The following is a 25,721-nucleotide window of genomic DNA, read 5'->3' on the forward strand; positions in this document are numbered from 1 at the left end:
ACGGGTTGCCTCCCGCGAAGGTACGCGATGATGGAAATCCGGACGATCCGTTCCCCCCGCTCCGCCCGCCGCACCGTTGCGTCCCGGACGGAATCGTCCCCGCCGATGTCCAAGATCTCAGATCCCGCATCTCAGGTCTCAGTTTTTCAGGGAGAGCCGTCACATGGCACCGCGCATCCTGCTGGCCCGGCACGGCCGGACGGAATGGTCCGTCAAGGGCAATCACACCGGCAGGACGGACATTCCGCTGCTCGACTCCGGGCGCGAGGGGGCCAAGCTGCTCGGTGAGCGGCTGCACCGCGGGCCCTGGGCGGACCTGCCCGGCCTGGAGGTCCGCACCAGCCCCCTCGTGCGGGCGTCCGAGACGTGCGCGATCGCCGGGTTCGGCGAGCGGGCCGAGCCGTGGGACGCGCTGATGGAGTGGGACTACGGGGCGTACGAGGGCATGACGCCCGCCGAGATCAAGGCGATCCGCCCGGACTGGTTCATCTGGCGCGACGGGGTGCCGGACGGGGAGACCCTGGCCCAGGTGTCGGCCCGCGCCGACGAGGTCGTCGAGTGGGCGCGCTCGGCCGACCGCGACGTGCTGGTCTTCGGCCACGGCCACATCCTGCGGGTGCTGGGGGCCCGGTGGCTGGGCGAGGACGCGTCGTTCGCGGCGCGCATCCGGCTGGACCCGACCTCCCTGTCGGTCCTGGGCTGGGCGTACGGGGCCCCGGCGCTGGAGCGGTGGAACGACACGGGGCATCTGGAGCGGTAGCCCGCGGTGCGCCTGCGGGGCCTGCCCGTCTGCGCCCGGCCGGCGGTTGAGGGCGGGACCGGTGCGCCCGTTTCCGGGCGGGGGCCCTCGTCCTCAAGCGCCGGCCGGGCCGGGTGCGGCCGGACGGGAGAGGTCCCGGCCGGGCCGGGTGCGGCCGGACGGGAGAGGTCGTCCTAGGCGCCTGCCGCGGTCATCGTGTGGCGGTCCAGGAAGTCCTTGACGTCCACCGACGCCCGGCCCCGGGGGCGCAGGACCGTCGCCGCGTCCGCCAGCATCGACCGGATGCGGGAGGACTGGACCTGGTCCAGCAGGTCCAGCACCCGGTGACCCGTCGCCGCGGCCTCCTCCGTGAGGCCCGCCCGGGCCAGGTCCGAGGTCAGCTCCGCGCGGTACAGCGCCAGATTCCGGGTGAAGTGCGGGTCCTGCAGCCGTGTCGCCCGGCGCGCGTGGCGAGCGGCCCGCGACCAGTCGCCCAGCGCGGACCAGCACTGCGCCTCCAGTATCTCCAGCTCCGCCTCCCGGAAGAAGGTCATCCACTCCGGGTCCGCCTCGGACGGCCCCCGTCCGAACGCGGTGTGGGCCCGGCCGAGCGCCCGCTCGCAGCCGGTACGGTCCCCGAGCCCGGCCCGGCCCCCCGCCTCCCGCAGGGCGAGCAGCGCCAGCAGCCGCGGCGAGCCCAGTGGCTGGGCGGCCCGCTGTCCCGCCTCCGCCGCGCGGACGGATTCGCGCGGCCGCCCCATGTCGCGTGCGAGGAACGACGCGTTGCAGAACGCGTGCGCCTCCAGCGCCGGGTCCCCGGCCAGCCGTGCGGTGGCCAGCGCCTCCGCGTAGTGCGAGCGGGCGTCGTCGAACCGGCCGGAGTCATGGGCCAGCCAGCCCACCGAGATGGCCAGCTCACCGGCACCCGCGTGCAGCCGGTCCGCCGTGGAGCGGCGGGTCGCGGTGCCGGAGTCGAGCAGCGCGTACGCCGCCCGCAGCGGTTGGGAGGCCCGGCGGTAGAGGCCGTCACCGCCGTGCCGGTCGTCGAGCAGGCGGATCTGCCGCACCGCCTTCTCGACGGCACTCACCTCCGCCTCGCCGACCCGGCGCTGCGCGGGCACGGAGGGGGCGGCCGGGCCGCCGAGGCCCAGGCTCAGGGAGGCGGCCGCCAGCGCGGTGGTGCCGCTCGTCATGAATGCGCGACGCAGCACGTCGCTCTCCTCGTCGGTGTCGCTGCCGAGCACGAGCAGCGGGGAAGTCGGGGGGGCCGGGACGTCCCCGGCGGTCCGGGCCCCCCGGCCGCGTACCGATTCACGCGGTGAGAAGCCCAGGTCCGCCAGGTTCGCCCCGGGGAACATGTGCAGGAAGACCCGCTCGTACGCGTAGTTGGGACAGCGGATCTCGCCGGACTCCACGCGTCCGATGTACCGGGCGTCGCACGCGACCTGCTCGCCGATCTCGCGAGCGGACCTGCGTACCGCGGCAGCGAACTCCCCGGCGGAGCGCTGTCCGCGCAGCCGCCGGAAGGCGAGGTTGGGAACTGCCCGTGTCGACACCATGGCGGGGCCCTCTCTGGTGCGAGCCGGGCGCCTGTTTCCGGTGTCCCGGCGGAGCAAGAACGTACCTGCTGTGACAGGGCGCACACACTGCGTTTGCCAACAAAAGGGGCATCTCACCCACGATCCGCCATGAACTGCCACCCTTTGCGGCGGTGCTGCACCGTAGCCCTTGACGCCGTCGGCGCGTTGGTCCATGTGGAGACGGAGTCCGGCTCCGCCCGGCGATGAGAGGAGAGGTCCCTTGTTGCACCTCGGCACGGAGAGCGGCTCGCGAACGAGCGCGACGACAGGGACGACGGCGGCCGCCACGGCGACGGCCGGCACCACGGAAGGCACCGAGGGGCCCGGCGCCCCCGGAACGCCCCCCGCACCCGAACCCTGCGATCTCGTGACGGTCCCCGCCCGTCAGGGCTTGGAGGCCGTCGACATCCTGCGGCGCGGCGCCGACCAGGAGGCCGTGGGGCCGGTCCTTCACGACGGGGCCTGCGCCACCCTCGGCTTCCTGGTGCCTCCCGGCACCGCTCAGGCCTGGGACGTACCGGGCAGTGCCTGTACGCAGACCGACGGCCGCGGGCTGCGCCTGGCCGCCGAGCCGCCGGTCAAGGGCAGCGGCTGGCTGCTGCCCCCCGCCGACGACACCCCGGTCACCGACCCCGTCGTGCTGCGGGCCGCGCTCGACCAGGCCGCCCGCCTGATCGAAGCGGCCGACAACTGCCGCTGACCACCGTCGGCTCATAATGGCCGGAGGGCGGGCGCCTTGATCAGCCCGTCACGGCCGGTCCCCGACCGGTCCCGGACGTGATGAGCAGTGGGCAGGGACGAGGGGCAGTGGCACGTCGAGGAGCGGCCGGCGGCGCGGGCGACCGCAAGCAACGTCCGGACCGCAGGACCGACCGGAAGGCGGCGCGCGGCTCCGAGCGCCCCGGGGGCGACGTCAGCGAGCCGGTGGACGGCGGGCTCGCCGAGCTGGTGCCCGACCGGGAACGCCGACGGGCCTGGACGCTGACGATCGACGGCGCTCCGCAGTCCCATGTGGACCTGGACGATCCGACGTACCTCTCGTTCGAGTACCAGCGCCGGATCGGCCACATCGCCGACCTGGTCGCGCCCCCCGGCCGGCCGCTGCAGGTCGTGCACCTGGGCGGCGGGGCCTTCACCCTCGCCCGCTACATCGCCGCGACCCGCCCCCGCTCCGCCCAGCAGATCGTCGAGGTGGACGCCGCGCTCGTCCAACTGGTGCGCCGGGAGCTGCCGCTGGACCCGCAGGCCAGGATCAGGGTCCGCGCCACCGACGCCCGCGCCGGGCTCGGGAAGATCCAGGACGGCTGGGCCGACCTCGTCATCGCCGACGTCTTCAGCGGGGCCCGCACCCCCGCCCACCTCACCAGCACCGAGTTCCTCGCCGAGGTGCGCCGGGTCCTGAGGAGCGGGGGGAGTTACGTGGCCAACCTCGCCGACGGGCCGCCGCTGGCGCATCTGCGCGGCCAGATCGCCACCGCCGCGGCCGTCTTCCCCGAACTGGCGCTCGCCGCCGACCCGACCGTGTTCCGCGGCCGCCGCTTCGGCAACGCCGTCCTGCTCGCCTCGGACGTGGCGCCGAAGATCGCGGAGCTGACCCGCAGGGTGGCGACCGATCCGCACCCGGGGCGCGTCGAACACGGGCGGGCGCTCGCCGACTTCACGGGCGGAGCGGCCGCGGTGCACGACGCGGACGCCCGGCCCTCACCGGCGCCGCCGCCGTCCGCCTTCGACTGACCCCGGTCACGGACTCCCTCACGACTTCACGATGTCGACCAGGGGCGGATGGTCGTTCCAGGTGCAGTAGACCGACACCGTCGTGCCGTCGTCCTTGGTGAAGTTCACCCGGATCCACGTCGTGTTCGTCCAGACCTGCACGGACCAGCCCTGCTCCGGAGTCGCCGACACGAGCTTCGCCGAGTCCGCGCCGAACTCGAAGACGATCCGGCCGCCGTCCGTCCCGTAACTCTTCGCCGTGCCCGACGCGGTGGCCGTGGCCGTGGACGTCGGCCGCGGCGTGCCCACCGGGGTGCGCGACGGCGTCCGGGACGGGGTCGGGGACGGCTTCGGGGTGGTCCGGGGCCTGGCGGCCGGCGTCTTCGACGCGGGCGGCCGCGGGCGGTGCGTCGAGGACGACAGGGTCTCGACGGCGTCGCGGTCGCTCCGGGCGCCCGCCGCGATCGGCACCGCGCGCGGCGGGTCGTACGCCGTGCCCGCCATCACGGTGTGCACACCCCACCACGACAGCGTGACCGCGGCGCCGGTGGCGAGCGACCACGCGAGCGCGTGTACGAGACCTCGTTGCATTGGGCACATCCTGCACCACGGCCCCCGGCGGTGTCCCGGCTACCGCCACCGGCCGGACCGCGACGGGCCGGATGGCGTACGGTGCCGCCCATGCCAAGTGTGCTCGTGGTCGAGGACGACCAGTTCGTACGTTCCGCCCTCATCCGGCACCTGACCGAGGCGTCCCACACGGTGCGCAGCGTCGGCACCGCGCTCGAAGCGCTGCGCGAGGTCGCCCACTTCCGCTTCGACGTGGTCATCCTCGACCTCGGGCTGCCCGACCTCGACGGGGCGGAGGCGCTGAAGATGCTGCGCGGCATCACCGACGTGCCGGTCATCATCGCGACCGCCCGCGACGACGAGAGCGAGATCGTCCGGCTGCTCAACGACGGCGCCGACGACTACCTGACCAAGCCGTTCTCCGTGGAGCACCTCTCGGCCCGCATGGCCGCCGTGCTGCGCCGCTCGCGGGCCGCCGGCGGCGAGGCCACGCCGCCGCGTGTCATCCAGGTCGGCGGGCTCTCCATCGACCCGCTGCGGCGCCAGGCCGAACTCGACGGCACCGCGCTCGACCTCACCCGGCGCGAGTTCGACCTGCTGACCTTCCTGGCCGGCCGGCCGGGCGTCGTCGTAGCGCGCAGGGAACTCCTCGCCGAGGTCTGGCAGCAGTCCTACGGGGACGACCAGACCATCGACGTCCATCTCTCCTGGCTGCGCCGGAAACTGGGCGAGACCGCGGCCCGGCCCCGCTACCTGCACACCCTGCGCGGCGTCGGCGTGAAGCTCCAGCCGCCCGCCGCGCCCCCGGAGCAGCCCGCATGAGATGGGCCCTGGTCAAGGTCTGCCTGGCCGTCACCGCCATGGTCGTGATCGCCTTCGCCGTTCCCCTCGGCCTCGTCGTCAAGGAGATGGCGCGCGACCGCGCCTTCTCCGACGCCGAGCGGCAGGCCGCGATGATCGGCCCCACGCTCTCCATCACCACCGACCGCGCCGAGTTGGAAACGGCCGTCCTCACCACCGAACCGGGAGCCGCCGGCCGGATGGCCGTCCACGTCCCCGCGTCCGACGAGGCCGACAGCGTGGCGGTGGAGATCGGCAGCCGGCGCGCCACCCGCAAGGACCTGGAGACCGTACGGGAATCGGGGCGCGCCTCCATCACCGAGGTGACGGGCGGCTCCGCCCTGCTCCAGCCGACCGCGCTGGGCTCCGGGGGCATCGCCGTCGTCGAGGTGTTCGTGCCCGAGGACGAGGTCTCCAACGGGGTCGCCACGGCCTGGCTGATGCTGGCCGGCGTCGGCATCGCGCTCATCGTCGGTTCGGTCGCGGTGGCCGACCGGCTGGGCGTACGGATGGTGCAGCCGGCCCGGCGTCTGGCGGGCGCCGCGCAGGACCTGGGGGAGGGGCGGCTGGGGACCCGGGTGCCGGAGGAGGGGCCGAGCGAACTGCGGTCCGCCGCCGCGGCGTTCAACTCCATGGCCGACCAGGTCGTCCAACTCCTCGCCAACGAGCGCGAACTGGCCGCCGACCTCTCGCACCGGCTGCGCACCCCGCTCACCGTGCTCCGGCTCAACGCCGCCTCGCTCGGCGAGGGCCCGGCGGCCGAGCAGACCCGGGCGGCCGTCCAGCAACTGGAGCGCGAGGTCGACACGATCATCAGGACCGCCCGCGAACAGCGCCCGCAGGCCCCGGGGCCGAACGGCGGACCCGGGGCCGGCTGCGACGTCTCCGAGGTGATCCGCGAGCGGATGGCCTTCTGGTCCGCGCTTGCGGAGGACGAAGGCCGCGAGGTCCGCCTCGCTGGAGTGGACCGTACGGTACGCATCCCGGTGGCCCGCCCCGAACTGGCCGCCGCCCTGGACGCGTTGCTCGGCAACGTCTTCCGGCACACCGCGGAGGGCACCGCCTTCGCCGTCGACGTCCACCACAGCGGGGACGCGGTGATCGTGCTCGTCTCGGACGCGGGCGGCGGCATCGCGGACCCGGAGGCCGCACTGGCACGCGGCGGCAGCGGGCGCGGCGGAGCAGGGGGGAGGGTGGGTTCGACCGGGCTGGGCCTCGACATCGCCCGCCGGGTCGCCGAGTCCACCGGCGGCGACGTGCGGATCGGGCGCTCGATGCTCGGCGGCACGGAGGTGCGCGTCTGGATCGGGCTCGACGGACAGCCGCCGCAGCGACGCGGGCGCGGCCACCGGGTGGGGCGGCGGCGACGTGGAGTGATCGGCCGCGGTGGCAAGCTCCGATTCCGCTCCGACGCGGGCCCCAACCTTTAGCGCGGCCGATGGGCTCCTTAAGCCAACCCTAAGAACATCAACTCCGGTCCGGTTCATGCCGTTTGTCGGTTCCGGTGCGGCTAGCGTGCTCCCGCATCCCCACTTCCGTACGACGAGGCAGGAACGCGATGGGCACCAGCACGCACCGGCGCACGGCGAGCACCAGGACCAAGGCGATCGGCGCGGTCGTCGCCGCGGCCGTGATCGGCGGGACGGTCTTCGCCCTCACCGGCACGGCCCAGGCGGCGGCGGTCGGCGCCGCGTACACGAGGACCAGCGGCTGGACCGGTGGATACACCGGGCAGTACGTCGTCACCAACGACACCGGCCAGGTGAAGTCCGGCTGGACGCTCGAATTCGACCTGCCCGCGGGCACGAGGATCAGCTCGCTGTGGAACGGCGAGCACACCGTCAGCGGCAGCCACGTCACCGTCAAGCCGGCGAGCTGGAACAAGGAACTCGCGCCCGGGAAGTCCGTCACCGTCGGCTTCGTCACCAGCTCCGACGGCACGGCCGCCGACCCCACCGGCTGCCTCATCGACGACACCGCGTGCTCCGTCGACACCGGCGCGACACCGGAGCCGAGCGGCCGCCCCACCGAGACCGCGGCCCCCACCCCGACCGCTTCGGCCAGCCCCACCGAACAGCCCACCGAGACCGCGAAGCCGACCCCCACGCCGACGCCCACCGAGACCGACGGCGGCGGAACGGCGAGCGGTGCGGGCTTCGCCCCGTACGTGGACACCTCCCTCTACCCGGCGTTCGACCTGACCGGCACCGCCGCCAAGACCGGCGTGAAGCAGTACAACCTCGCCTTCATCACCTCCGGCGGCGGCTGCGCCCCGCTCTGGGGCGGGGTCACCGGCCTCGGCGACGACCACGTCGCCTCCCAGATCGGCGCCCTGCGCGCGGCGGGCGGCGACGTCCGGGTCTCCTTCGGCGGCGCCTCCGGCTCCGAACTGGCGCTGAACTGCGCCTCGGCCGCCGACCTGGCCACGGCCTACGGCAAGGTCGTCGACACGTACAAGCTGACCAAGGTCGACTTCGACATCGAGGGCGGGGCGCTGCCCGACACCGCGGCCAACTCCCGCCGCTCCCAGGCCATCGCCCAGCTCCAGAAGTCCCACCCCGGCCTGGACGTCTCCTTCACCCTGCCGGTGATGCCCGAGGGCCTGACCCAGCCCGGCGTGGACCTGATCGCCGACGCGAAGAAGAACGGCGTGGACGTCGGGGCCGTCAACGTCATGGCGATGGACTACGGCGCCTCGTACAGCGGCGACATGGGCACGTACGCGATCCAGGCGGCGACGGCCACCCAGGCCCAGATCAAGGGCGTGCTGGGCCTCTCCGACGCGGACGCGTGGAAGACCGTCGCCGTCACCCCGATGATCGGCGTGAACGACGTCGCCACGGAGATCTTCACGGTGGAGGACGCCACCCAGCTGGTCGCCTTCGCCCAGCAGAAGGGCCTCGCCTGGCTCGCGATGTGGTCGGGCACGCGGGACAAGGAGTGCGCGGGCGGCCCCAAGCCGTCGGCGGACGCCTCGTGCAGCTCGATCGCGCAGGCGCCGCTCGCCTTCACGAAGGCGTTCGGCGCCTACAAGTAGCCCCCCCGCGCCACTCCTCCAAGCCACCTCCCCCCGCGCATCCCGGCCGGCCCCCACGACCCCCCACGCCCGGCCGGGGTGCGCCCCCTCTCGTCGGACCGTTCCGAGGCGCTACGCCCGCGCCCGGTTCACCGCCGACAGCACCGCCGCCACCGCTGCCCCGAGGCCGGACGCGTCCTGGCCCGCACCCCAGCACACCGTCCCGCCGACCCGGCACTGCGCGTACGCGGTCACCGTCTCCCCGGCCGCCCCGTGCTCCGCGAAGTCGAGGACGGCCACCTCCACCCCGGCCGCCGCCAGCGCGTGCGTGAACGCCGGCACCGCGCCGCCGCCCGTGCCCTCGTAGTCGCCCTCGCGCCCGTCCACCCGCAGCGTGCAGACGAAACGGTGCTCACCGGCCGGGCCGCGGTCCGTCGACCAGGAGGTCAGGGCGACCGAGCCGTCCCGCCCGGGCGCCAGGTACGTCGCGTCGAACAGGTCCCACAGGTCCTTCGGCGTGGCCTCCAGGCCGCTGTCGTCCGTCGCGTCCTGCACCGTGCGGGAGAAGTCCGCCCGCATCCCCGCCGGCAGGTCCACCCCGTGGCCGCTCCGCAGCAGGTGGGCGATCCCGCCCTTGCCGGACTGGCTGTTGACCCGGATGACCGCCTCGTACGTACGTCCCACGTCCGCCGGGTCGATCGGCAGGTACGGCACCGACCACAGCGGGGAGCCGCTGCTCGCCCGGTGCGCGAACCCCTTGCTGATCGCGTCCTGGTGGGTGCCCGAGAACGCGGTGTACACCAGGTCGCCGCCGTACGGGTGGCGCGGCGGCACCGGCAGCCGGTTGCAGTGCTCGACCGTGCGGCGGATCTCGTCGATGTCCGAGAAGTCGATCATCGGGTCGACGCCCTGGGCGTGCAGATTGAGGGCCAGGGTGACCAGGTCGACGTTGCCCGTGCGCTCCCCGTTGCCGAACAGGCAGCCCTCCACCCGCTGCGCCCCCGCCAGCACGGCGAGCTCCGCGCAGGCCACGCCCGTCCCGCGGTCGTTGTGCGGGTGGACGGACAGAATCACGGCATCACGCCGGCCCAGGTGGCGGTGCATGTACTCGATCTGGTCCGCGTACACGTTGGGTGTCGCGATCTCCACCGTGGCCGGGAGGTTGTGGATGACCGGCCGGTCCGGCGAGGCGTCCCACAGCTCGGTGAGGCTGTCGCAGATCTCCAGCACGTAGTCCGGTTCGGTCAGGACGAAGACCTCGGGCGAGAACTCGAACCGGATGTCCGCCCCGGGCCTGGCCCGCGCCAGCCGGTCCATCTGCCGCGCGGCGTCCAGGACCACGCCGTGCACCTCGGCCCGGCTGCGGCCGAGGACGACGTCCCGCCAGACGGGCGCGGTCGGGATGTAGAGGTGGACGACCACCCGGTCCATCCCCGCGACGGACTCGAAGGTCCGCTCGATCAGTTCGGGCATGGCCGGGGTGAAGACGACCACGGTCACGTCGTCGGGCATGGCCCCGCTCTTGGCCAGATGCCGTACGAAGCCGAAGTCGGTGCGGCTCGCGGACGGGTAGCCGATCTCGATCTCCTTGTAGCCCATCGCGACGAGCAGATCGAACATCCGGCGCTTGCGCGCGCTGTCCATCGGCTCGGCCAGGGCCTGGTTGCCGTCGCGCAGGTCGACGGGGACCCAGAGCGGGGCCCGTTCGACACGGGCCTCGGGCCAGCTCCGCCCGCCGGTCGGCGGGATGTCGACCCGGTCGAACGCCGGACGGTAGCGGTGCGACGGCATCGAGCTGGAGCGTTGGGGATTCCAGCGGGGCGCGGCCTCGGGCACGGGCCCGCGGGGCGTGCAGATCGTGGGGAAGCCGTGCATCGGTGACAGGACGTCGGAGCTGAACTCGGACATGAACGCGGTCTCTTCTCGCATCGCCGGATGCGACCGGCACAGCACGGCACCCCGCGGCGGGGTGCCGATCGCTTCAGGCCCCGCCGCGGCAGCCGAGAAGAAGGAGACCGCGGTACGTCATGATCGGTACAGTAGCCAGAAACCAAGTCCTCAGACAACCTGATAGGTGAAGCCCGTGTCCTCGCTCGGCCCGCTCCGCCCCAGCCCTCTGGTCGAACAGGCCACGAGCCGTCTGCGCACGCAGATCACGGAGGGGCACTGGCCGGTCGGCACGAAGATCCCCGGGGAGACCACGCTCGCCAAGACGCTGGGCGTGGGCCGCTCCACCGTCCGCGAGGCGGTCCGTACGCTCGCCACGCTCGGCCTGCTCCAGTCCCGCCAGGGCGCCGGCGTCTTCGTCATCGCCGACCACCAGGCGGAGGACTGGCCGGTCCGGCTGCGCCGGGCCGCGGTCGCCGACGTCTACGAGGTCCGCATGCTGATCGAGGTCCAGGCCGCCCGCCTCGCCGCCCGGCGCCGCACCGACGAGGACCTGATCGCCCTGGAGGCGGCGTTCGAGGCCCGCCGGGCGGCGGGCGACGGGCCGGACGACGCCCGTTTCGTGGACGCCGACATCGCCCTGCACCGGACGGTCGTGGCGGCCGCCCGCAACCCCGTACTGACCGACCTCTTCGCGGAGTTCGCCCCCGCGCTCCGGCAGGCCCTGATCGACCTGGTGGAACTGCTCGGGCTGCGCCGCGACGACCCCCATCACGGCGAGGCGCGGCACCGGGCGCTGGTCACCGCTGTCGTGGCGGGTGACGAGGAGTCGGCGGGCCGTGCCGCCCAGGCGGAGTTGGAGCACACGCTGGACCGCCTGCGCGCCGCCTGACCGGGGCCGGGGAAGCCGGGCCGGCCCGGGCGCCCGCGCGGTCAGGGCTGTCCATGTGGTCCGCATCGTCCGGCTTTTCGGCCTTTGGCCCGGGCCTCGTTCCGGTCATGTGACGGGCCGCCGTTTCGGCCACCGTCCGGCGCTCGGGTTCGGGGAAAGAACGCGGGGGTGCCCCTGGGCGCCCCCTGGGTGCGACATCCCGTTCACCTTCCGGCGGGCGCGGCCGCCGGAATCGGGGGTGCCGGGGAGTGTTTCGGGGCGTCGGCGGAATCTCGGCCCGATCGGGCGGACTTCCTCGCGCCGCCCACAAGATCGACTGTCAACAGGGCCGTCACCTGCGGGAATTCAGCAACCGTCCGAACCGCTCGGCATACTTCCCCGCTTTGGCAAGCCTTCGGCCGGACACGGTCTCGTGACTTGCAGGACACGCTCGCGCAACGGAAGCGTCTTCAACTCTTGACACCCACCCCCCTCAGGCAGCAACCTTCCGACATCGACGCATGGGAGCGCTCCCACATCGCAAGAGGATTTCTCGCGCGAACGGCACTGCCCGTGTCCTCCCCCCTGAACCATCCGGCACCCGCACTCACCAGCGCGTATGCCACGCAGTGAGCCAGTCCCACCCTGGAACAAGGAGTAGTGGAATGCGTATCACCCGCACCGTCGCCGGTCGCAGCCGCAGAGTCGCGGTTCTGACCACCACGGGCCTGACGGCAGCCGCCCTGCTGCTGACCGGTTGTGGCAGCGACTCGGACGACTCGGACAGTTCCGGCGGCGAAGCGAACGGGAAGATCACGCTGACCGTCGCCGACTTCGGACAGTTCGGCTACAAGGAAGCCGGCCTGTTCGCGAAGTACCACGAGCTGCACCCGAACATCACGGTGAAGGAAGACACCACCGCCGATGAGAAGGTCTACTACCCCAAGCTGCTCCAGCAGCTGAACTCGGGCAGCGGTCTGGCCGACGTCCAGGGCCTCGAGGTCGGGCGCATCAAGGAGCTCGTCGACACCAAGGCGGACCAGTTCGCCGACCTGAGCAAGGTCATCGACGCCAGCCAGTGGGTGTCCTGGAAGGAGAAGCAGGCCACCACGAAGGACGGAAAGGTGATCGGCGCGGGGACCGACATCGGCCCGATGTCGCTCTGCTACAACACCGAGCTCTTCAAGAAGGCCGGCCTGCCGACCGACCGCAAGGAAGTCGCCGCGAAGATCGCCGGGGGCTGGGAGGACTACCTCAAGCTCGGTGAGGAGTACAAGAAGAAGGCGCCCGCGGGCACGTACTTCATGGACTCCGCCAGCGCCATGTACAACGCCGTCGTCAGCTCGAACGCGAAGCAGTACTACGACGAGAGCGGCAAGGCGATCTACAAGGACAGCCCCAGCGTCAAGACGGGCTGGAACCTGGCGGCCGAGGCCGCGGACAAGAAGCTGACCCAGGGTCTCGCCCAGTTCAGCGACCCGTGGAAGGCCGCGCTGCGCAAGAGCACCATGGCGACCGTGGTCTGCCCCGCCTGGATGGCCGGTCAGATCTCCGTCTCCGCCGGTGACGCCAACAAGGGCAAGTGGGACATCACCACCGCCCCGGGTGCGACCGCCGCCAACTGGGGTGGCTCCTTCCTCGGCGTCCCGAAGGCCGGCAAGCACGTCAAGGAGGCCGGCGAGCTCGTCAAGTGGCTGACCGCCCCCGAGCAGCAGGCCGCCGTCTTCAAGGCGATCGGCAGCTTCCCCTCCAACAAGGGCGCGTACGACCTGGCCGACGTGAAGACCGCCAAGCTCCCGTACTTCAACGACGCGCCGATCGGTGAGCTGTACGCCGACGAGGCCAAGTCCATCCCCGAGACGATCCTCGGCCCGAAGGACGCGGCCATCAAGGACACCATCTCCACCCAGATCAACAACATGGAGCAGCGCGGCACCAAGCCTGACAAGGCCTGGGACGCGGCGACCGAGGCGATCGACAAGGTGATCGGCTGACGCTCGCAGCAGCGGGCGGCCCCCGGGCCGCCCGCGCCTGCGTGTCCCCACCCCATGGGGCGCCGGGTCCGGGGAGCGGCCGGCCTCGCGGAGGGCTTGCACGGGGCGACCGGGTACCTCCCGGCCGCCCCGTGGAAGCCCACCGCACGCGCTTGTCGCCACCGCCCCGGCCCATCCGGCCCGGCCCCGTACCCGGGTAACCAAGCAATCCAGGGAAGGACTCCCGCCCGTGGCCACCTCGACTCCCACCCGGGACGCACACACCCCGCCACCCGGCGGCTCCCAGCAGAAACCGGCGAACATCCGCCGGCAGACGTGGCGGAGCCGGCTCTGGCGGTTCGACGACAAGGCGTCGCCGTACGCCTACATAGCCCCGTTCTTCCTCGTCTTCGGCGCCTTCGGGCTGTATCCGCTGATCTACACCGGCTGGATCGCCCTGCACCGGGTCGAGATGACCGGCCTCGACCAGATGGAATGGGTCGGCTGGGAGAACTTCGACAAGATCCTGCACGACTCGGAGTTCTGGACGGCCGTCACCAACACCTTCCTGATCGGTGTCATGTCGACGGTCCCGCAGCTGCTCGTCGCGCTCGGCCTGGCCCACCTGCTGAACTACAAGCTCCGCGCCAGCACCTTCTGGCGGACGGTGATCCTCACCCCGTACGCCACCTCGGTGGCCTCCGCGGCCCTCGTCTTCGCCCTGGTCTTCCGGGCCGACGGCGGTCTGCTGAACTGGGCGCTGGACTTCATCGGCCTCGGTGACACCAACTGGGCCAACGGGCACTGGACGTCCAAGATCGCCATCTCGGTCATCGTGATCTGGCGCTGGACCGGCTACAACACCCTGATCTACCTCGCCGCGATGCAGGCCGTTCCGTCGGACCTGTACGAGGCCGCCTCGCTCGACGGCGCCTCGCGCTGGCAGCAGTTCCTCAAGGTGACCATCCCCTCGCTGCGGCCCACGATCCTGTTCACGATCGTCATCTCGACCATCGGTTCCATGCAGCTGTTCGGCGAGCCCCTGCTGCTGGAGGGCGGCACCCTCGGCGCGACCGGCGGCAACGAGAACCAGTACGAGACCCTCAGCATCTACCTCTACAACTACGGCTGGAACCTGGGGCACCTCGGTCCGGCCGCCGCAGTGGCCTGGGCGATGCTCGCCCTCCTGCTGCTCATCGCCGCGGTCAACTGGCTCATCGGCCGCTTCGTACGCAAATCCGCGGTCTGACCGGGAGCGATATCCATGACCATCACCAGCCCCACCAAAGTCCCGGGGTCCGTCCTCCCGGCGCACACCGCGCACCGCGCGCCGAAGCGCCCGAGCCGCTTCAAGCCCGGCGCCGGCCAGCAGTTGAAGGGCGGTCCGTTCGCCTACATCGCGCTGACCGTCGTCGGCATCGGCTCGCTGCTGCCGCTGTACTGGACCCTGGTGGCCGCGTCCCACACCCAGGACGAAGTACTGGCCTCCACCCCGCCGTTCCTGCCCGGCGGACGGCTGTTCCACAACCTCGAAGCCGCCTGGGACCAGGCCCACCTGGGCAAGGCGATCCTCAACAGCTTCATCGTCTCCAGCTGCATCACGGTCGCGACGCTCTTCTTCTGCACCCTGGCCGGCTACGCCTTCGCCAAGATGCGCTTCCGCGGCCGCGGCGCGCTGATGACCGGCGTGATCGCGACCCTGACCATCCCGCCGCAGCTCAGCGTCGTCCCGCTGTTCATGATGATGGCCGACCTCGGCTGGGGCGGAAACCTGGAGTCGGTGATCTTCCCGACCCTGGTCAGCGCGTTCGGCGTGTTCTTCATGCGGCAGTACCTGATCGAGGCGCTGCCCTACGAGTTGATCGAAGCCGCCAAGATCGACGGTGCGAACAACTTCCGCATCGTGCTGAGCGTCGTGCTCCCGGTGGCGCGCCCCGCGATGATGGTGCTCGGCATGCTCACCTTCGTCCAGGCGTGGAACGACTTCTTCTGGCCCTACCTCGCGCTGAACCAGCAGAACCCCACCCTCCAGGTGGCCCTCGGCCAGCTGAAGGCCTCCTACACCCCCGACGAGAGCATCGTGATGGCCGGCGCGCTGATCAGCACGCTGCCGCTGCTCGCGGTGTTCGTGGTCTTCGGCAAGCAGATCGTCGGCGGGATCATGTCCGGTGCCGTCAAGGGCTGACGACTCGTCGGCCACTTCCCCCCGGAGTTCCCGTACGGCCCGTGCCTGACCACGGGCCGTACGGGCTCCGGAGTTCCCCTTCCCGCCCCTGTCCGTTCACCCTTGGGAGCGCTCCCGCATGACTGCCGTACGACCCGACATCGCCCCGAAGCAGGCCCCCGAGGCAACGAAGTTCCCGACGGGCTTCGTCTGGGGGGCGGCGACCGCCGCCTACCAGGTCGAGGGCGCCGCCGCCGAGGACGGCCGCACCCCCTCCATCTGGGACACCTTCAGCCGTACGCCGGGCAAGGTCCGCAACGGCGACACCGGTGACATCGCCGCCGACCACTACCACCTCTACCGCGACGACGTCGCGCTGATGAAGCAGCTGGGGCTGAAGGCGTACCGCTTCTCCATCTCCTGGTCCCGGGTGCAGCCCACCGGCCGCGGCCCCGCCGTCGAACGCGGCCTGGACTTCTACCGCAAGCTCGTCGACGAGCTGCTCGAAGCCGGCATCGCCCCCGTCGCCACCCTGTACCACTGGGACCTGCCCCAGGAGCTGGAGGACGCCGGCGGCTGGCCCCAGCGGGTCACCACCGACCGGTTCGCCGACTACGCCGCGATCATGGCCGGCGCGCTCGGCGACCGGGTCGCGACCTGGACCACCTTCAACGAGCCGTGGTGCTCGGCCTTCCTCGGATACGGCTCCGGTGTGCACGCGCCCGGCCGCACCGAGCCCGCCTCCGCCCTGCGGGCGGCCCATCACCTCAACCTCGCCCATGGCCGGGCGATCGAGGTCCTGCGCGATCAACTCCCCGCTGGAGCGCAGACCTCGGTCACCCTCAACCTCCACCAGGTCCGCCCGCTGACCGCGAGCGCGGCCGACGCGGACGCCGCCCGCCGGATCGAGGCGGTCGGCAACCGGATCTTCACCGGTCCGATGCTGCGCGGCGAGTACCCCGAGGACCTGCTCGCCGACACCGCGCACCTGGTGGACTGGTCGAAGCTCGTCCAGGACGGCGACCTGGCCGCCATCTCCCGTCCGGTCGACATCCTGGGCATCAACTACTACACGCCGACGCTGGTCTCCACCCCCGAGAAGGGCGTGGCGGGCAGTGGCAACGATGTCCACGGCTCCAGCGCGTTCTCCCCGTGGCCCGGCTCCGAGCACGTCGCGTTCCACCTCGCCGAGGGGAAGGAACGCACCGCCATGGACTGGCCGATCGACCCGAACGGCCTCTACAACCTGCTCATGGACGTCACCCGCGACCACCCCGGACTGCCGCTGATGGTCACGGAGAACGGCGCCGCCTTCGACGACTACGTCTCGCCCGAGGGCCGGGTGGAGGACCCCGAGCGGATCGCCTACCTGCACGGTCATCTCGCCGCCGTGCAGCGGGCGGTGGCCGACGGCGCGGACGTCCGCGGCTACTTCCTGTGGTCGCTGATGGACAACTTCGAGTGGGCGTACGGCTATTCGAAGCGCTTCGGCACGGTGTACGTCGACTACGCCTCCCAGCGCCGCATTCCCAAGGCGAGCGCCCACTGGTACTCGGACGTGATCCGCCGTCACGCCCTGCCGGAGGCAGGCCTTTCCTGACCGTTCCACCTCCCGGCGGACCCCGCCGGTCGTGCGGCCGCACCACCCCTGAGACCCGGCCCCGTGCCGGGTCTCAGTCGTGTGCCCGGCCGTACGGCGGCCCCGGCCCGGGGCCCCACGTGGGCCGCTTGACCACGCGCGTAGAGTGGGAGCGCTCCCACGGCGCGGGCCCGGGAGTGCCCGACCGGTCCCGTTGAGTGTCAAGGGATCCCACACCAGGACTTGGTTTGGTTATCCGACTGTGAGAAATTGACCGCGAACGGGAGGCAGCCATGACGGCAGCGCGAGTACGGAGCGGGGGCCGGCCCACGCTCGAAGAGGTCGCGGCACGGGCGGGGGTGGGGCGCGGCACCGCCTCGCGTGTCATCAACGGCTCCCCGCGGGTCAGCGCGCACACCCGGGAGGCGGTGGAGGCGGCCGTCGCCGAACTCGGGTACGTGCCCAACCGGGCGGCCCGGGCCCTGGCCGGGAACCGGACGGACGCCATCGCGCTCGTCGTCCCGGAGTCGGAGAGCCGCTTCTTCGCGGAGCCCTACTTCTCCGACATCGTCCGCGGGGTGGGCGCCGCCCTCGCCGACACCGAGATGCAGCTGCTGCTCACCCTCGTCGGCAGCGACCGGGAACGCCGAAGACTGGCCCAGTACCTCACCGCGCACCGCGTGGACGGTGTCCTGCTGGTCTCCGTGCACGCCGACGACCCACTGCCCGATCTGCTCGAACAGCTCGGCATGCCCGCCGTGATGAACGGCCGCAGGTCCGCCAGCGAGCCGCTGCCCTCGGTCGACTCGGACAACTTCGAGGGCGCCCGCGGCGCCGTCGAGCACCTGGTCTCGCGGGGCCGCCGCTCCATCGCGACCATCACCGGCCGCCTCGACGTCTACGCCTCGCAGCGACGCCTCGACGGTTACCGCAGGGCCCTCGCCGACGCGGGCCACGAACCCGACGAGCGGCTGATCGCCCCCGCCGACTTCTCAGAGGAGGGCGGCGTCCGGGCCATGCGCGAACTGCTCGCCCGCCGCCCGGACGTGGACGCGGTCTTCGCCGCCTCCGACCTGATGGCCGCGGGCGCCCGCCAGGTGCTGCGCGAGGCCGGCCGGCGCATCCCGGACGACGTGGCCCTCATCGGCTTCGACGACTCGGCCGTGGCCCGTCACATGGACCCCGCGCTGACGAGCGTGCGCCAGCCGATCGAGGAGATGGGCCGCACGATGACCCGGGTGCTCCTCGACCAGATCGCGGGCGAGAACACCGACCGCCCGCAGATCGTGCTGCCGACCGAACTGGTGGTCCGCGACTCGTCGTGAGCCCCGCCGGGCCCGCAGGGGCCGCCCCGGGCCCGGCAGTTCCCGCGCGGTGGCGGGGGTGTCCGCGGGTTGAGTGACCGAGCGACCATCGCTGAGTACGCGTACTCAGTGTCCGGCGACGACCTGAGGCGATAGTTGAGGCAGTAACCAACGACTGGAGCCAGGAGACACTCATGCGCGTCGCCCGCAGGACCAGCCCCTCTGCCACGATCCGCCCCGCCCGCCTCGTCGCGGCCGCTCTCGCGAGCGCGGCCGCGGTCGTGGCACTCACCGGATGTTCCGGGTACGTGGAGGACATCTGCAGCGGCGGTGAGTACCCGGTGTCGGCCGTGGGCAGCACGGGTTCCGCGTGCGTCAAGAACGACGAGGAGCCCCCGAAGGGGTACACGCGATACCCGGAGGGCAAGGTGCCGCAGCACGTCGACGACAAGTGGGACGTGTACTGGCGCACCCACATGCTCGACAAGGACGGCAACATCGTCGACGCCCCCGAGGCCGGCTGAGCGGCCCCTCCACGGTGTGGCATGTCCCACCGAGGCCGCGTTCACCGGCGAGCTCCCGCCGAAAGCAGTGGGTAAGCCCAGCTCAGTGGTCCGCGCGCCCCCTTCCCTTCCGGCCCCCCACGACGTACCCGGGGTTGCTGTCAGGGGGAGGTCGAACGACCCCTTGCGCGTGCGCGTGACGTCCGCGAGCGCGCCGAGCGGGAGGTGGTCGTGGGGCACGTGGGTGTGCGTCCGCCCGGAGCGTTCTCCCGGGCTGTGGCGGACCTCCGGCGGCCGGTGCGGCCGGCCGGTGCGGGCGCGACCCCGGGCGTCGCCGACGGGCCTGTCCACGGCACTGACGGGCTGTCCGCCGCCGAGGTCGTCGAACAGTGCTCCCCGTCCTGGGGACGGGCACCGGAAACAGATCAGCCCCCGACCCGTTGTCCCGGGTCGGGGGCTGAATCACTGAGGGTGAGTAACGGGACTCGAACCCGCGACATCCTGGACCACAACCAGGTGCTCTACCATCTGAGCTATACCCACCATGTCCGGGCGTTTCCGACCGGCCGAGAAAAAGTGTACAGGGTCCGGGAGGGTGCTCGCGCCCCCGTTGTTCAGCCGCCGGTCCCGGCCCCCGGAAGGACCGTGACCAGCGGCTTTCGCAAGGCCCTAGGCCGAGGGCCGCGACAGGCGCGCGGCGATCGACTTGGCGCGCTCGGAGTCCGGCCCCGGCTGCGGGACGAACACCGCCTCGCGGTAGTACCGCAGCTCCGTGATCGAGTCGCGGATGTCGGCGAGCGCCCGGTGGTTGCCGTTCTTGTCCGGGCTGTTGAAGTACGCCCTCGGGAACCAGCGGCGGGCCAGCTCCTTCACCGAGGAGACATCGACGATCCGGTAGTGGAGGTAGCCCTCCAGCGACGGCATGTCCCGGGACAGGAAGCCGCGGTCCGTACCGACCGAGTTTCCGCAGAGCGGGGCCTTGCCGGGCTCCTTCACGTGCTCGCGGACGTAGGCCAGCACCTTCTCCTCGGCGTCGGCCAGCGTGGTGCCCCCGGCCAGCTCGTCGAGGAGGCCCGAGGCGGTGTGCATCTGCCGCACCACCTCGGGCATGGTCTCCAGCGCCGCGTCCGGCGGGCGGATCACGATGTCCACCCCTTCGCCGAGCACGTTCAACTCCGAGTCGGTGACCAGTGCGGCCACCTCGATGAGTGCGTCTTCCGTCAACGAGAGCCCGGTCATCTCGCAGTCGATCCACACCATGCGGTCGTTCATACGCCCCACCCTACGGGGCGCTCCGCTGTCCCGGCAGGGCCGGGCGGCCCGCGGCGTACACCTCGGGTCCCGGCCTCCCGTGCTCCGCTCGGGCCGCCTCCCCGGCGGCCGCGGACGGCCCCGCGGGGCCCGCGGAACCGGCCGGAGCCGGCACCGGGGTGCGACGGCTCGCCGACGCGCCCTGGGCGGGCACCACCGGCTCGCTCGCCGTGACGGCCTGCTCAGGCCCGCCCCCCTGCGGACGGCGGGCCCGGTAGGCGGCCCGGTACGCGGCGGGGGAGGAGCCCAGCTGGCGCCGGAAGTGCCCGCGCAGCGCGACCGGCGAGCGGAAGCCGCAGCGGCCCGCGACCTCGTCGACCGAGTAGTCGGACGTCTCCAGCAGCCGCTGCGCCTGCAGCACCCGCTGGGTGATCAGCCACTGGAGCGGGGCGCTGCCGGTGAGCGAGCGGAACCTGCGGTCGAAGGTCCGCCTGCTCATGTAGGCGCGCGCGGCCAGCGTCTCCACGTCGAACTGCTCGTGCAGATGCTCCAGCGCCCAGGCCACGACCTCGGCGAGCGGGTCCGAGCCGATCTCTTCAGGTAAAGACCTGTCGAGGTAGCGCTCCTGACCGCCACTGCGCCGCGGCGGCACGACGAGCCGGCGGGCGAGTGCCCCGGCGGCCTCCGTGCCGTGGTCCGAGCGGACTATGTGCAGACAGAGGTCGATCCCGGCCGCCGTCCCGGCGGAGGTGAGCACGTCGCCGTCGTCGACGAAGAGCTCGCGCGGATCGACGTGCACCGACGGGTAGCGCTTGGCCAGCGTCGGCGCGTACATCCAGTGGGTGGTGGCCGGGCGGCCGTCCAGCAGCCCGGCGGCGGCGAGCACGAAGGCCCCCGTGCACAGCCCCACGATGCGCGCGCCCTCCTCGTGGGCGCGGCGCAGCGCGTCGAGCGCCTCCACGGGTGGCGGTGAGGTGATCGACCGCCAGGCGGGCACCACGACGGTGCCGGCCCTGCTGATCGCCTCCAGCCCGTAGGGCGCGGTCAGTTCGAGTCCCCCCGTGGTGCGCAGCGGTCCCTCTTCGCCGCTGCACACGAGCAACCGGTAACGCGGAACTCCCGCGTCCTGGCGGTCGATCCCGAACACCGAGAGCGGAATGGAGCTCTCGAAGATGGGGCCACCGCTGAACAGCAGCACGGCGACGACCTCACGGCGTCGGCGGCCGCTCAGCTTCCGTACAGCCTCCGTTGCGGTGGCGGAGTCCTGGCTCATGACGCTAAGCCCCCCTCGGTGTTCGCGTCTTCCTGGTCCTTACGGGCCTGTCGCACCTGCACATGTCCCCTCGGTCGTGCACGAGTCCCCAGCCTTCGACACCCAAGATCGAATCTACTGCGTCCCGTGGTGCCGTCGTGACAAGTTCACCAACCGGCTTTATGTCGACAAGGCAACCTGGCGGGAAGCATTCGATCACGAAGCGTTTCACTCGTGAGTCGTGCAGGGAAGTGCGCCTGGCGTTCATGGCCCGTCCCCATGGGGTGGAAGCGTACCGCGCGGTCTCTTCCTGCCTGCTGGCAAGGGGGTTGATCGGCCAATTCGACAAGGATTCGACTCAGTCTTGAAGTTGGCTGAAAACATACGGTCGCGTGTGCGGTAATCAGCCGTTCTACCGGCGCACGACCCGAGCGGTGCGCGCACTCCTGTGCGCCCCCTGGGTCGAGGGAGCGGCGCCCGGCAGGCCACTGTGACGGCGGCGAGGACGAGCGTGACGGCCCGGTGCCGCCGGGGGAAGGGGCCGTGGGCGGGGGAGCGCGACCGGTGCCGGCGAGCGGTCGGACACCGCCCGGCGGACCGCACCGGCCGCCGGCTGCCCGCGGGTGCCGGACGGGCGGGCGGAGCGGGTGCGGCACAGGGCGCTCCCCCGGCGGCCCGGGCGTCGTCCGGTCGGTACGGAACGGCCGGCCGGACCGGCGGCGGGCGTCGTGGAGGACGCCGCCCGACCCGACGGACCGGGCCCCGGCCGGTCACCGCTCGTGGCCGCGCGGCACCGCGACGTCGGTGTACACCGCACCCGGCATTGCCATACGGGGCGGTCTCGGGCATGCTCCGTGAAACGTCGCACGCGCTTTGCGCGGTCTGGGCAGTCGTGGAGTGACGCCGTACCCTTAGGGGTATGGGGTGGGGAAGATGTTTCCCGGACACCGCAACGCCGCCCGCTGACGCAGTTCCCCCACGTCGCTCTCCTCACGAGGACTCTCTTCGCCGAGACACCGATGGCCGGTCACGAAATCCCCGAACCCGCGGACCGCAAGCAGGTAGCCGACCCTCTGTCGGACCAGCAGGCGGCCGAAGACGCGCGCCACTCCTGCGATCCCGCCTTCCGGCACGGTGTCGTCGTCGGTTTCGACGGCTCGACCTCCAGTGAGCGGGCCCTCGCCTACGCCATCGGCATGGCCCGGCGGACGGGCTCCGGCCTGATCATCGTCCACGTCGCCAACCGGCTGCCGACCACGGTCTGGGCGGGCTGCGAGCCGCCCGTCTTCGTGGACGTCCCCGATCACCGCACCGAGGTCCTCGGCCTGGAGCTCGCGTGCGCGGACTACCTCTCCGAGGTGCCGTGGGTGCTCGTCGAGCGCGGCGGGGACATCTGCCACGAGCTGGAGGAGGTCGGCCGGGAGTACTCGGCCGACGCGATCGTCGTGGGTTCCACGCACGGGATCGTGGGCCGGATCTTCGGCTCGGTGGCGGGCCGGCTGGCCCGCCGGGCGCAGCGCCCGGTCGTCGTCATCCCGTAGCCGGTTCCCGGCTCCCGGTTCCGCCGTTCCCCCGTCGGCCCGGTGGCCGTCCGGTACCGACCAGTCGGTCGTTCCCTCTCCGCCAGGCGCCCGCGCACCCGTAACCGCCCTGCCCCGCGCGCCCGTGCGCCGGTTCCGGGCGTTCGCCGCGTCCGCCGGGGGCGGCCGGTCCGGTCCGGGTCGGCCCTCCGGCCGGTGGCGATCAGCTTCGGTCCTGCGGCCGGTCTCTTTCTGTCGGGATCGAGCGGGCGTGGCGTCAACTCGCCTACGGAAACAGCGGAAATGGCGAAGCTACCGGTCCGTAGATGTGGATTGTGCGTTTGTGAAGGGTACATAAAAGTCACGGGAAACAGCACGATCGCATGCGAAGGGAGCCCGCCGTGGACAACGACGTCTCTGCGGGAAACACCAGCACCTCCACCCTCGGCCATCTCGCCCTGGGACTCACGCTGTTGGCTTTCGGGATCGGTCATACCGGTGCCGTGGACGGGGTGACGGCGGCCGACGCCGTCTCACTGGCGCTGTATGTCGGCGGGATCGCCCTGTTCGTCGCCGGACTCCTGGAGTTCCGCGCGGGCAACGGCTTCACCGGCACCGCCTTCGCCGGACTGGGCGCCTTCTGGTTCACCTGGGGCACCGGCGCCGACGCCCGGGTCTCGGACCATGCGGCGGGGCTGTTCCTGCTGCTGTGGGCCCTGTTCGCGCTCACGCTGACGCTCGGGGCGTCCGGGCGCGGGCTGCTCGCCCAGGGGACGTACGGACTGCTGTTCGTGGGGCTCCTGCTGCTCGGCATCGGGCAGTTCGCGGACAGCGGCTCCCTGGGCAAGGCGGGCGGCTGGTTCGCCGCGGTGGCCGGTCTCGCCGCCTGGTACGGGGCGACCGCGGCGCTGGCCCACTGGCCGACGGAGGTGCCGAGGCGTGCTGCCGGCCGGGGAGTGACGGCCACCGGCTGAGGCAGCGGCCGTGCGGGCCGCGCCGGCCGCGCACGAGGCCGGCCCGCACGCGAGCGGCCCGCCCCCACGGGAAGTGGGGGCGGGCCGCTCTCGGTTCTCGTGGGGCGCGCCTACTCGACGGTGACGGACTTCGCCAGGTTGCGCGGCTTGTCGATGTCCCGGCCCATGGCCAGCGCCGTGTGGTAGGCCAGCAGTTGCAGCGGGATGCCCATCAGGATCGGGTCCAGCTCGTTCTCGTTCTTCGGGACGAGGATCGTGTGGTCGGCCTTCTCCTGCTCGCGGTGGGCCACGGCGAGGATGCGGCCGCTGCGGGCCTTGATCTCCTCCAGGGCCGCGCGGTTCTTCTCCAGCAGGTCGTCGTCCGGGACGATCGCGACCGTGGGCAGCGCCGGCTCGATGAGCGCCAGCGGGCCGTGCTTCAGCTCCGAGGCGGGATAGGCCTCGGCGTGGATGTACGAGATCTCCTTGAGCTTCAGGGAGGCCTCCAGCGCCACGGGGTAGCCCCGCACACGGCCGATGAACATCATCGACTGCGCACCCGCGTACTCCTCGGCCAGCTTCTTGATCTCGTCCTCCGACTCGAGGATCTGACCGATCTGCTCGGGGAGCTTGCGCAGCCCCTCGATGATCCGCTTGCCGTCGGAGACCGACAGGTCGCGGATGCGGCCCAGGTGCAGGGCCAGCAGCGCGAAGGCGACCACGGTGTTGGTGAAGCACTTGGTGGAGACGACGCAGACCTCGGGGCCCGCGTGGACGTACATGCCGCCGTCGGCCTCACGGGCGATGGCCGAGCCGACGACGTTCACGACGCCGAGGACGCGGGCGCCCTTGCGCTTGAGCTCCTGGACGGCGGCCAGCACGTCGTAGGTCTCACCGGACTGCGAGACGGCGACGTACAGGGTGTCGGGGTCCACGACCGGGTTGCGGTAGCGGAACTCGGACGCGGGCTCGGCGTCCGCCGGGATGCGGGCCAGCTCCTCGATGAGGCCGGCGCCGATCATGCCCGCGTGGTACGAGGTGCCGCAGCCCAGGATCTTGATGCGACGGACCCCGCGGGCCTCGCGGGCGTCCAGGTTCAGGCCGCCCAGGTGCACGGTGGAGAAGCGGTCGTCGATGCGGCCGCGCAGCACGCGGTCCACGGCTTCGGCCTGCTCGGAGATCTCCTTGTGCATGTACGTGTCGTGGCCGCCCATGTCGTACGACTCGGCCTCCCACTCCACCGTGGTGGGCGTGGCCGTCGTGGTCGAGCCCTCCGTGGTGTACGTACGGAAGTCGTCGGCCTTGAGGGTGGCCATCTCGCCGTCGTCCAGGGTGACGATCTGGCGGGTGTGCGCGACCAGGGCGGCGACGTCCGAGGCGACGAACATCTCCTTCTCGCCGATGCCGAGCACGACCGGGGAGCCGTTGCGGGCGACGACGATGCGGTCGTTGAAGTCGGCGTGCATGACGGCGACGCCGTACGTGCCCTCGACGGACTTCAGCGCCTCGCGGACCTTCTCCTCCAGGGTGACGGCCTGGGAGCGGGCGATCAGGTGGACCAGCACCTCGGTGTCGGTCTCGGAGAGGAAGACGACGCCGTCGGCGACGAGCTTCGCGCGGAGCTCGGAGGCGTTGTCGATGATGCCGTTGTGGACGACGGCGACCTTGTTGTCGGCGTCCATGTGGGGGTGGGCGTTCTCGTCGCTCGGGGCGCCGTGGGTGGCCCAGCGGGTGTGGGCGATGCCCGTGGTGCCGGTGAAGCGCTTGGGGACGCGGGACTCCAGCTCGCGGACGCGGCCCTTGGCCTTGACCATCTTCAGCGCGGCGGGCTTGCCGGCCGCCGGCTTCCCGGTGATGACGATGCCCGCGGAGTCGTAACCCCGGTACTCCAGCCGCTGCAGACCCTCCAGCAGCAGCGGGGCCACATCACGCTTTCCGATATAACCGACGATTCCGCACATAGAGTCTCTGCCCCTCCATCGACGTACAGGTACAAGCAAGCAAGT

General features: G+C 72.0%; 21 protein-coding genes and 1 tRNA gene. 15 read left to right on the forward strand and 7 right to left on the reverse strand.

Annotated features, from left to right (window positions below; genetic code table 11):
* The first annotated feature begins 163 nt into the window (after positions 1 to 163).
* On the forward strand, positions 164 to 760 hold the full coding sequence (locus ABZ454_RS25760; RefSeq protein WP_359541246.1) for a histidine phosphatase family protein: 597 nt from the start codon (positions 164 to 166) through the stop codon (positions 758 to 760).
* Between the two features lie 173 nt (positions 761 to 933).
* Here ABZ454_RS25760 and ABZ454_RS25765 read toward each other — a convergent pair whose 3' ends face one another.
* Positions 934 to 2,298, reverse strand: coding sequence for a tetratricopeptide repeat protein (locus tag ABZ454_RS25765; RefSeq protein WP_359541248.1), 1,365 nt, complete (start codon positions 2,296 to 2,298; stop codon positions 934 to 936).
* A 241-nt stretch (positions 2,299 to 2,539) separates the two neighbouring features.
* On the opposite strand from ABZ454_RS25765, the gene ABZ454_RS25770 reads away from it, so the two are divergent.
* Together ABZ454_RS25770 and ABZ454_RS25775 are read left to right on the forward strand one after the other, a co-directional pair.
* Entirely contained in the window at positions 2,540 to 3,019 is a 480-nt protein-coding gene (locus ABZ454_RS25770) for a hypothetical protein (protein ID WP_359541250.1), read from the forward strand.
* Positions 3,020 to 3,126: 107 nt separating this feature from the next.
* Entirely contained in the window at positions 3,127 to 4,053 is a 927-nt protein-coding gene (locus ABZ454_RS25775; RefSeq protein ID WP_356321290.1) for a fused MFS/spermidine synthase, read from the forward strand.
* Between the two features lie 18 nt (positions 4,054 to 4,071).
* On the opposite strand, the gene ABZ454_RS25780 is transcribed toward ABZ454_RS25775, so the two are convergent.
* On the reverse strand, positions 4,072 to 4,623 hold the full coding sequence (locus ABZ454_RS25780) for a hypothetical protein (RefSeq protein ID WP_359541253.1): 552 nt from the start codon (positions 4,621 to 4,623) through the stop codon (positions 4,072 to 4,074).
* A 90-nt stretch (positions 4,624 to 4,713) separates the two neighbouring features.
* Here ABZ454_RS25780 and ABZ454_RS25785 point away from each other — a divergent pair, with 90 nt between their 5' ends.
* From ABZ454_RS25785 to ABZ454_RS25795, 3 genes are all read left to right on the forward strand, one after another.
* Positions 4,714 to 5,424 (forward strand): response regulator transcription factor, encoded by a 711-nt coding sequence (locus ABZ454_RS25785; protein ID WP_356321285.1) that lies wholly within the window; start codon positions 4,714 to 4,716, stop codon positions 5,422 to 5,424.
* Complete coding sequence (locus ABZ454_RS25790; RefSeq protein ID WP_359541257.1) at positions 5,421 to 6,872, forward strand: HAMP domain-containing sensor histidine kinase; 1,452 nt, start codon at positions 5,421 to 5,423, stop codon at positions 6,870 to 6,872. Before ABZ454_RS25785 ends, ABZ454_RS25790 begins: the two co-directional genes overlap by 4 nt.
* 128 nt (positions 6,873 to 7,000) lie before the next feature.
* Complete coding sequence (locus tag ABZ454_RS25795; RefSeq protein ID WP_359541259.1) at positions 7,001 to 8,479, forward strand: cellulose binding domain-containing protein; 1,479 nt, start codon at positions 7,001 to 7,003, stop codon at positions 8,477 to 8,479.
* A 111-nt stretch (positions 8,480 to 8,590) separates the two neighbouring features.
* Here the strand turns inward: ABZ454_RS25795 and ABZ454_RS25800 are convergent, their stop codons facing one another.
* Positions 8,591 to 10,366 (reverse strand): 2-isopropylmalate synthase, encoded by a 1,776-nt coding sequence (locus ABZ454_RS25800; RefSeq protein WP_359541261.1) that lies wholly within the window; start codon positions 10,364 to 10,366, stop codon positions 8,591 to 8,593.
* A 175-nt stretch (positions 10,367 to 10,541) separates the two neighbouring features.
* Between ABZ454_RS25800 and ABZ454_RS25805 the strand changes: the two genes are divergently transcribed.
* The 7 genes from ABZ454_RS25805 (at position 10,542) to ABZ454_RS25835 (ending at position 18,760) form a co-directional block, all read left to right on the forward strand.
* The gene (locus tag ABZ454_RS25805) at positions 10,542 to 11,237 is read left to right on the forward strand and encodes an FCD domain-containing protein (RefSeq protein WP_359541369.1); all 696 of its coding nucleotides are present in this window, start codon (positions 10,542 to 10,544) and stop codon (positions 11,235 to 11,237) included.
* 644 nt (positions 11,238 to 11,881) lie between these two features.
* Positions 11,882 to 13,210, forward strand: a complete 1,329-nt coding sequence (locus ABZ454_RS25810; RefSeq protein ID WP_359541262.1) for an extracellular solute-binding protein — start codon at positions 11,882 to 11,884, stop codon at positions 13,208 to 13,210.
* A gap of 229 nt (positions 13,211 to 13,439) precedes the next feature.
* Positions 13,440 to 14,438: a sugar ABC transporter permease gene (locus ABZ454_RS25815; protein ID WP_359541264.1), complete on the forward strand. Its 999-nt coding sequence runs from the start codon at positions 13,440 to 13,442 to the stop codon at positions 14,436 to 14,438.
* A gap of 15 nt (positions 14,439 to 14,453) precedes the next feature.
* A complete protein-coding gene (locus ABZ454_RS25820; RefSeq protein ID WP_359541265.1) occupies positions 14,454 to 15,374 on the forward strand; it encodes a carbohydrate ABC transporter permease in 921 nt (306 codons plus the stop codon).
* A 118-nt stretch (positions 15,375 to 15,492) separates the two neighbouring features.
* A complete protein-coding gene (locus ABZ454_RS25825) occupies positions 15,493 to 16,953 on the forward strand; it encodes a GH1 family beta-glucosidase (RefSeq protein ID WP_359541267.1) in 1,461 nt (486 codons plus the stop codon).
* Positions 16,954 to 17,225: 272 nt separating this feature from the next.
* Positions 17,226 to 18,257, forward strand: a complete 1,032-nt coding sequence (locus ABZ454_RS25830; RefSeq protein ID WP_356321270.1) for a LacI family DNA-binding transcriptional regulator — start codon at positions 17,226 to 17,228, stop codon at positions 18,255 to 18,257.
* Between the two features lie 173 nt (positions 18,258 to 18,430).
* Positions 18,431 to 18,760: a hypothetical protein gene (locus tag ABZ454_RS25835; RefSeq protein WP_359541271.1), complete on the forward strand. Its 330-nt coding sequence runs from the start codon at positions 18,431 to 18,433 to the stop codon at positions 18,758 to 18,760.
* A gap of 449 nt (positions 18,761 to 19,209) precedes the next feature.
* Here ABZ454_RS25835 and ABZ454_RS25840 read toward each other — a convergent pair.
* The 3 genes from ABZ454_RS25840 to ABZ454_RS25850 all read right to left on the reverse strand — a co-directional run bounded on the left by ABZ454_RS25840 (position 19,210) and on the right by ABZ454_RS25850 (position 21,263).
* Positions 19,210 to 19,282 (reverse strand) — tRNA-His (locus ABZ454_RS25840).
* 126 nt (positions 19,283 to 19,408) lie between these two features.
* On the reverse strand, positions 19,409 to 20,011 hold the full coding sequence (orn, locus tag ABZ454_RS25845) for an oligoribonuclease (RefSeq protein WP_356321266.1): 603 nt from the start codon (positions 20,009 to 20,011) through the stop codon (positions 19,409 to 19,411).
* Positions 20,012 to 20,021: 10 nt separating this feature from the next.
* Positions 20,022 to 21,263, reverse strand: a complete 1,242-nt coding sequence (locus tag ABZ454_RS25850) for a helix-turn-helix domain-containing protein (protein ID WP_359541274.1) — start codon at positions 21,261 to 21,263, stop codon at positions 20,022 to 20,024.
* A 998-nt stretch (positions 21,264 to 22,261) separates the two neighbouring features.
* Between ABZ454_RS25850 and ABZ454_RS25855 the strand changes: the two genes are divergently transcribed.
* Both ABZ454_RS25855 and ABZ454_RS25860 read left to right on the forward strand, forming a co-directional pair.
* A complete protein-coding gene (locus ABZ454_RS25855) occupies positions 22,262 to 22,783 on the forward strand; it encodes a universal stress protein (protein ID WP_356321262.1) in 522 nt (173 codons plus the stop codon).
* A gap of 380 nt (positions 22,784 to 23,163) precedes the next feature.
* Positions 23,164 to 23,736, forward strand: coding sequence for an acetate uptake transporter (locus tag ABZ454_RS25860; protein WP_356321260.1), 573 nt, complete (start codon positions 23,164 to 23,166; stop codon positions 23,734 to 23,736).
* A 110-nt stretch (positions 23,737 to 23,846) separates the two neighbouring features.
* On the opposite strand, the gene glmS is transcribed toward ABZ454_RS25860, so the two are convergent.
* Positions 23,847 to 25,676, reverse strand: coding sequence for a glutamine--fructose-6-phosphate transaminase (isomerizing) (gene glmS, locus ABZ454_RS25865; RefSeq protein ID WP_356321258.1), 1,830 nt, complete (start codon positions 25,674 to 25,676; stop codon positions 23,847 to 23,849).
* Between the last annotated feature and the right edge of the window lie 45 nt (positions 25,677 to 25,721).

The organism is Streptomyces sp. NPDC005803, from assembly GCF_040630435.1.
GTDB lineage: Bacteria > Actinomycetota > Actinomycetes > Streptomycetales > Streptomycetaceae > Streptomyces.

Excerpts from the sequence above, each read along its gene's own strand:
- ABZ454_RS25760 (WP_359541246.1), top strand. The coding sequence starts at position 164 with ATGGCACCGCGCATCCTGCTGGCCCGGCACGGCCGGACGGAATGGTCC.
- ABZ454_RS25765 (WP_359541248.1), bottom strand. The coding sequence starts at position 2,298 with ATGGTGTCGACACGGGCAGTTCCCAACCTCGCCTTCCGGCGGCTGCGC.
- ABZ454_RS25780 (WP_359541253.1), bottom strand. The coding sequence starts at position 4,623 with ATGCAACGAGGTCTCGTACACGCGCTCGCGTGGTCGCTCGCCACCGGC.
- ABZ454_RS25785 (WP_356321285.1), top strand. The coding sequence starts at position 4,714 with ATGCCAAGTGTGCTCGTGGTCGAGGACGACCAGTTCGTACGTTCCGCC.
- ABZ454_RS25790 (WP_359541257.1), top strand. The coding sequence starts at position 5,421 with ATGAGATGGGCCCTGGTCAAGGTCTGCCTGGCCGTCACCGCCATGGTC.
- ABZ454_RS25795 (WP_359541259.1), top strand. The coding sequence starts at position 7,001 with ATGGGCACCAGCACGCACCGGCGCACGGCGAGCACCAGGACCAAGGCG.
- ABZ454_RS25800 (WP_359541261.1), bottom strand. The coding sequence starts at position 10,366 with ATGTCCGAGTTCAGCTCCGACGTCCTGTCACCGATGCACGGCTTCCCC.
- ABZ454_RS25810 (WP_359541262.1), top strand. The coding sequence starts at position 11,882 with ATGCGTATCACCCGCACCGTCGCCGGTCGCAGCCGCAGAGTCGCGGTT.
- ABZ454_RS25820 (WP_359541265.1), top strand. The coding sequence starts at position 14,454 with ATGACCATCACCAGCCCCACCAAAGTCCCGGGGTCCGTCCTCCCGGCG.
- ABZ454_RS25825 (WP_359541267.1), top strand. The coding sequence starts at position 15,493 with ATGACTGCCGTACGACCCGACATCGCCCCGAAGCAGGCCCCCGAGGCA.
- ABZ454_RS25830 (WP_356321270.1), top strand. The coding sequence starts at position 17,226 with ATGACGGCAGCGCGAGTACGGAGCGGGGGCCGGCCCACGCTCGAAGAG.
- ABZ454_RS25835 (WP_359541271.1), top strand. The coding sequence starts at position 18,431 with ATGCGCGTCGCCCGCAGGACCAGCCCCTCTGCCACGATCCGCCCCGCC.
- orn (WP_356321266.1), bottom strand. The coding sequence starts at position 20,011 with ATGAACGACCGCATGGTGTGGATCGACTGCGAGATGACCGGGCTCTCG.
- ABZ454_RS25850 (WP_359541274.1), bottom strand. The coding sequence starts at position 21,263 with ATGAGCCAGGACTCCGCCACCGCAACGGAGGCTGTACGGAAGCTGAGC.
- ABZ454_RS25855 (WP_356321262.1), top strand. The coding sequence starts at position 22,262 with ATGGCCGGTCACGAAATCCCCGAACCCGCGGACCGCAAGCAGGTAGCC.
- glmS (WP_356321258.1), bottom strand. The coding sequence starts at position 25,676 with ATGTGCGGAATCGTCGGTTATATCGGAAAGCGTGATGTGGCCCCGCTG.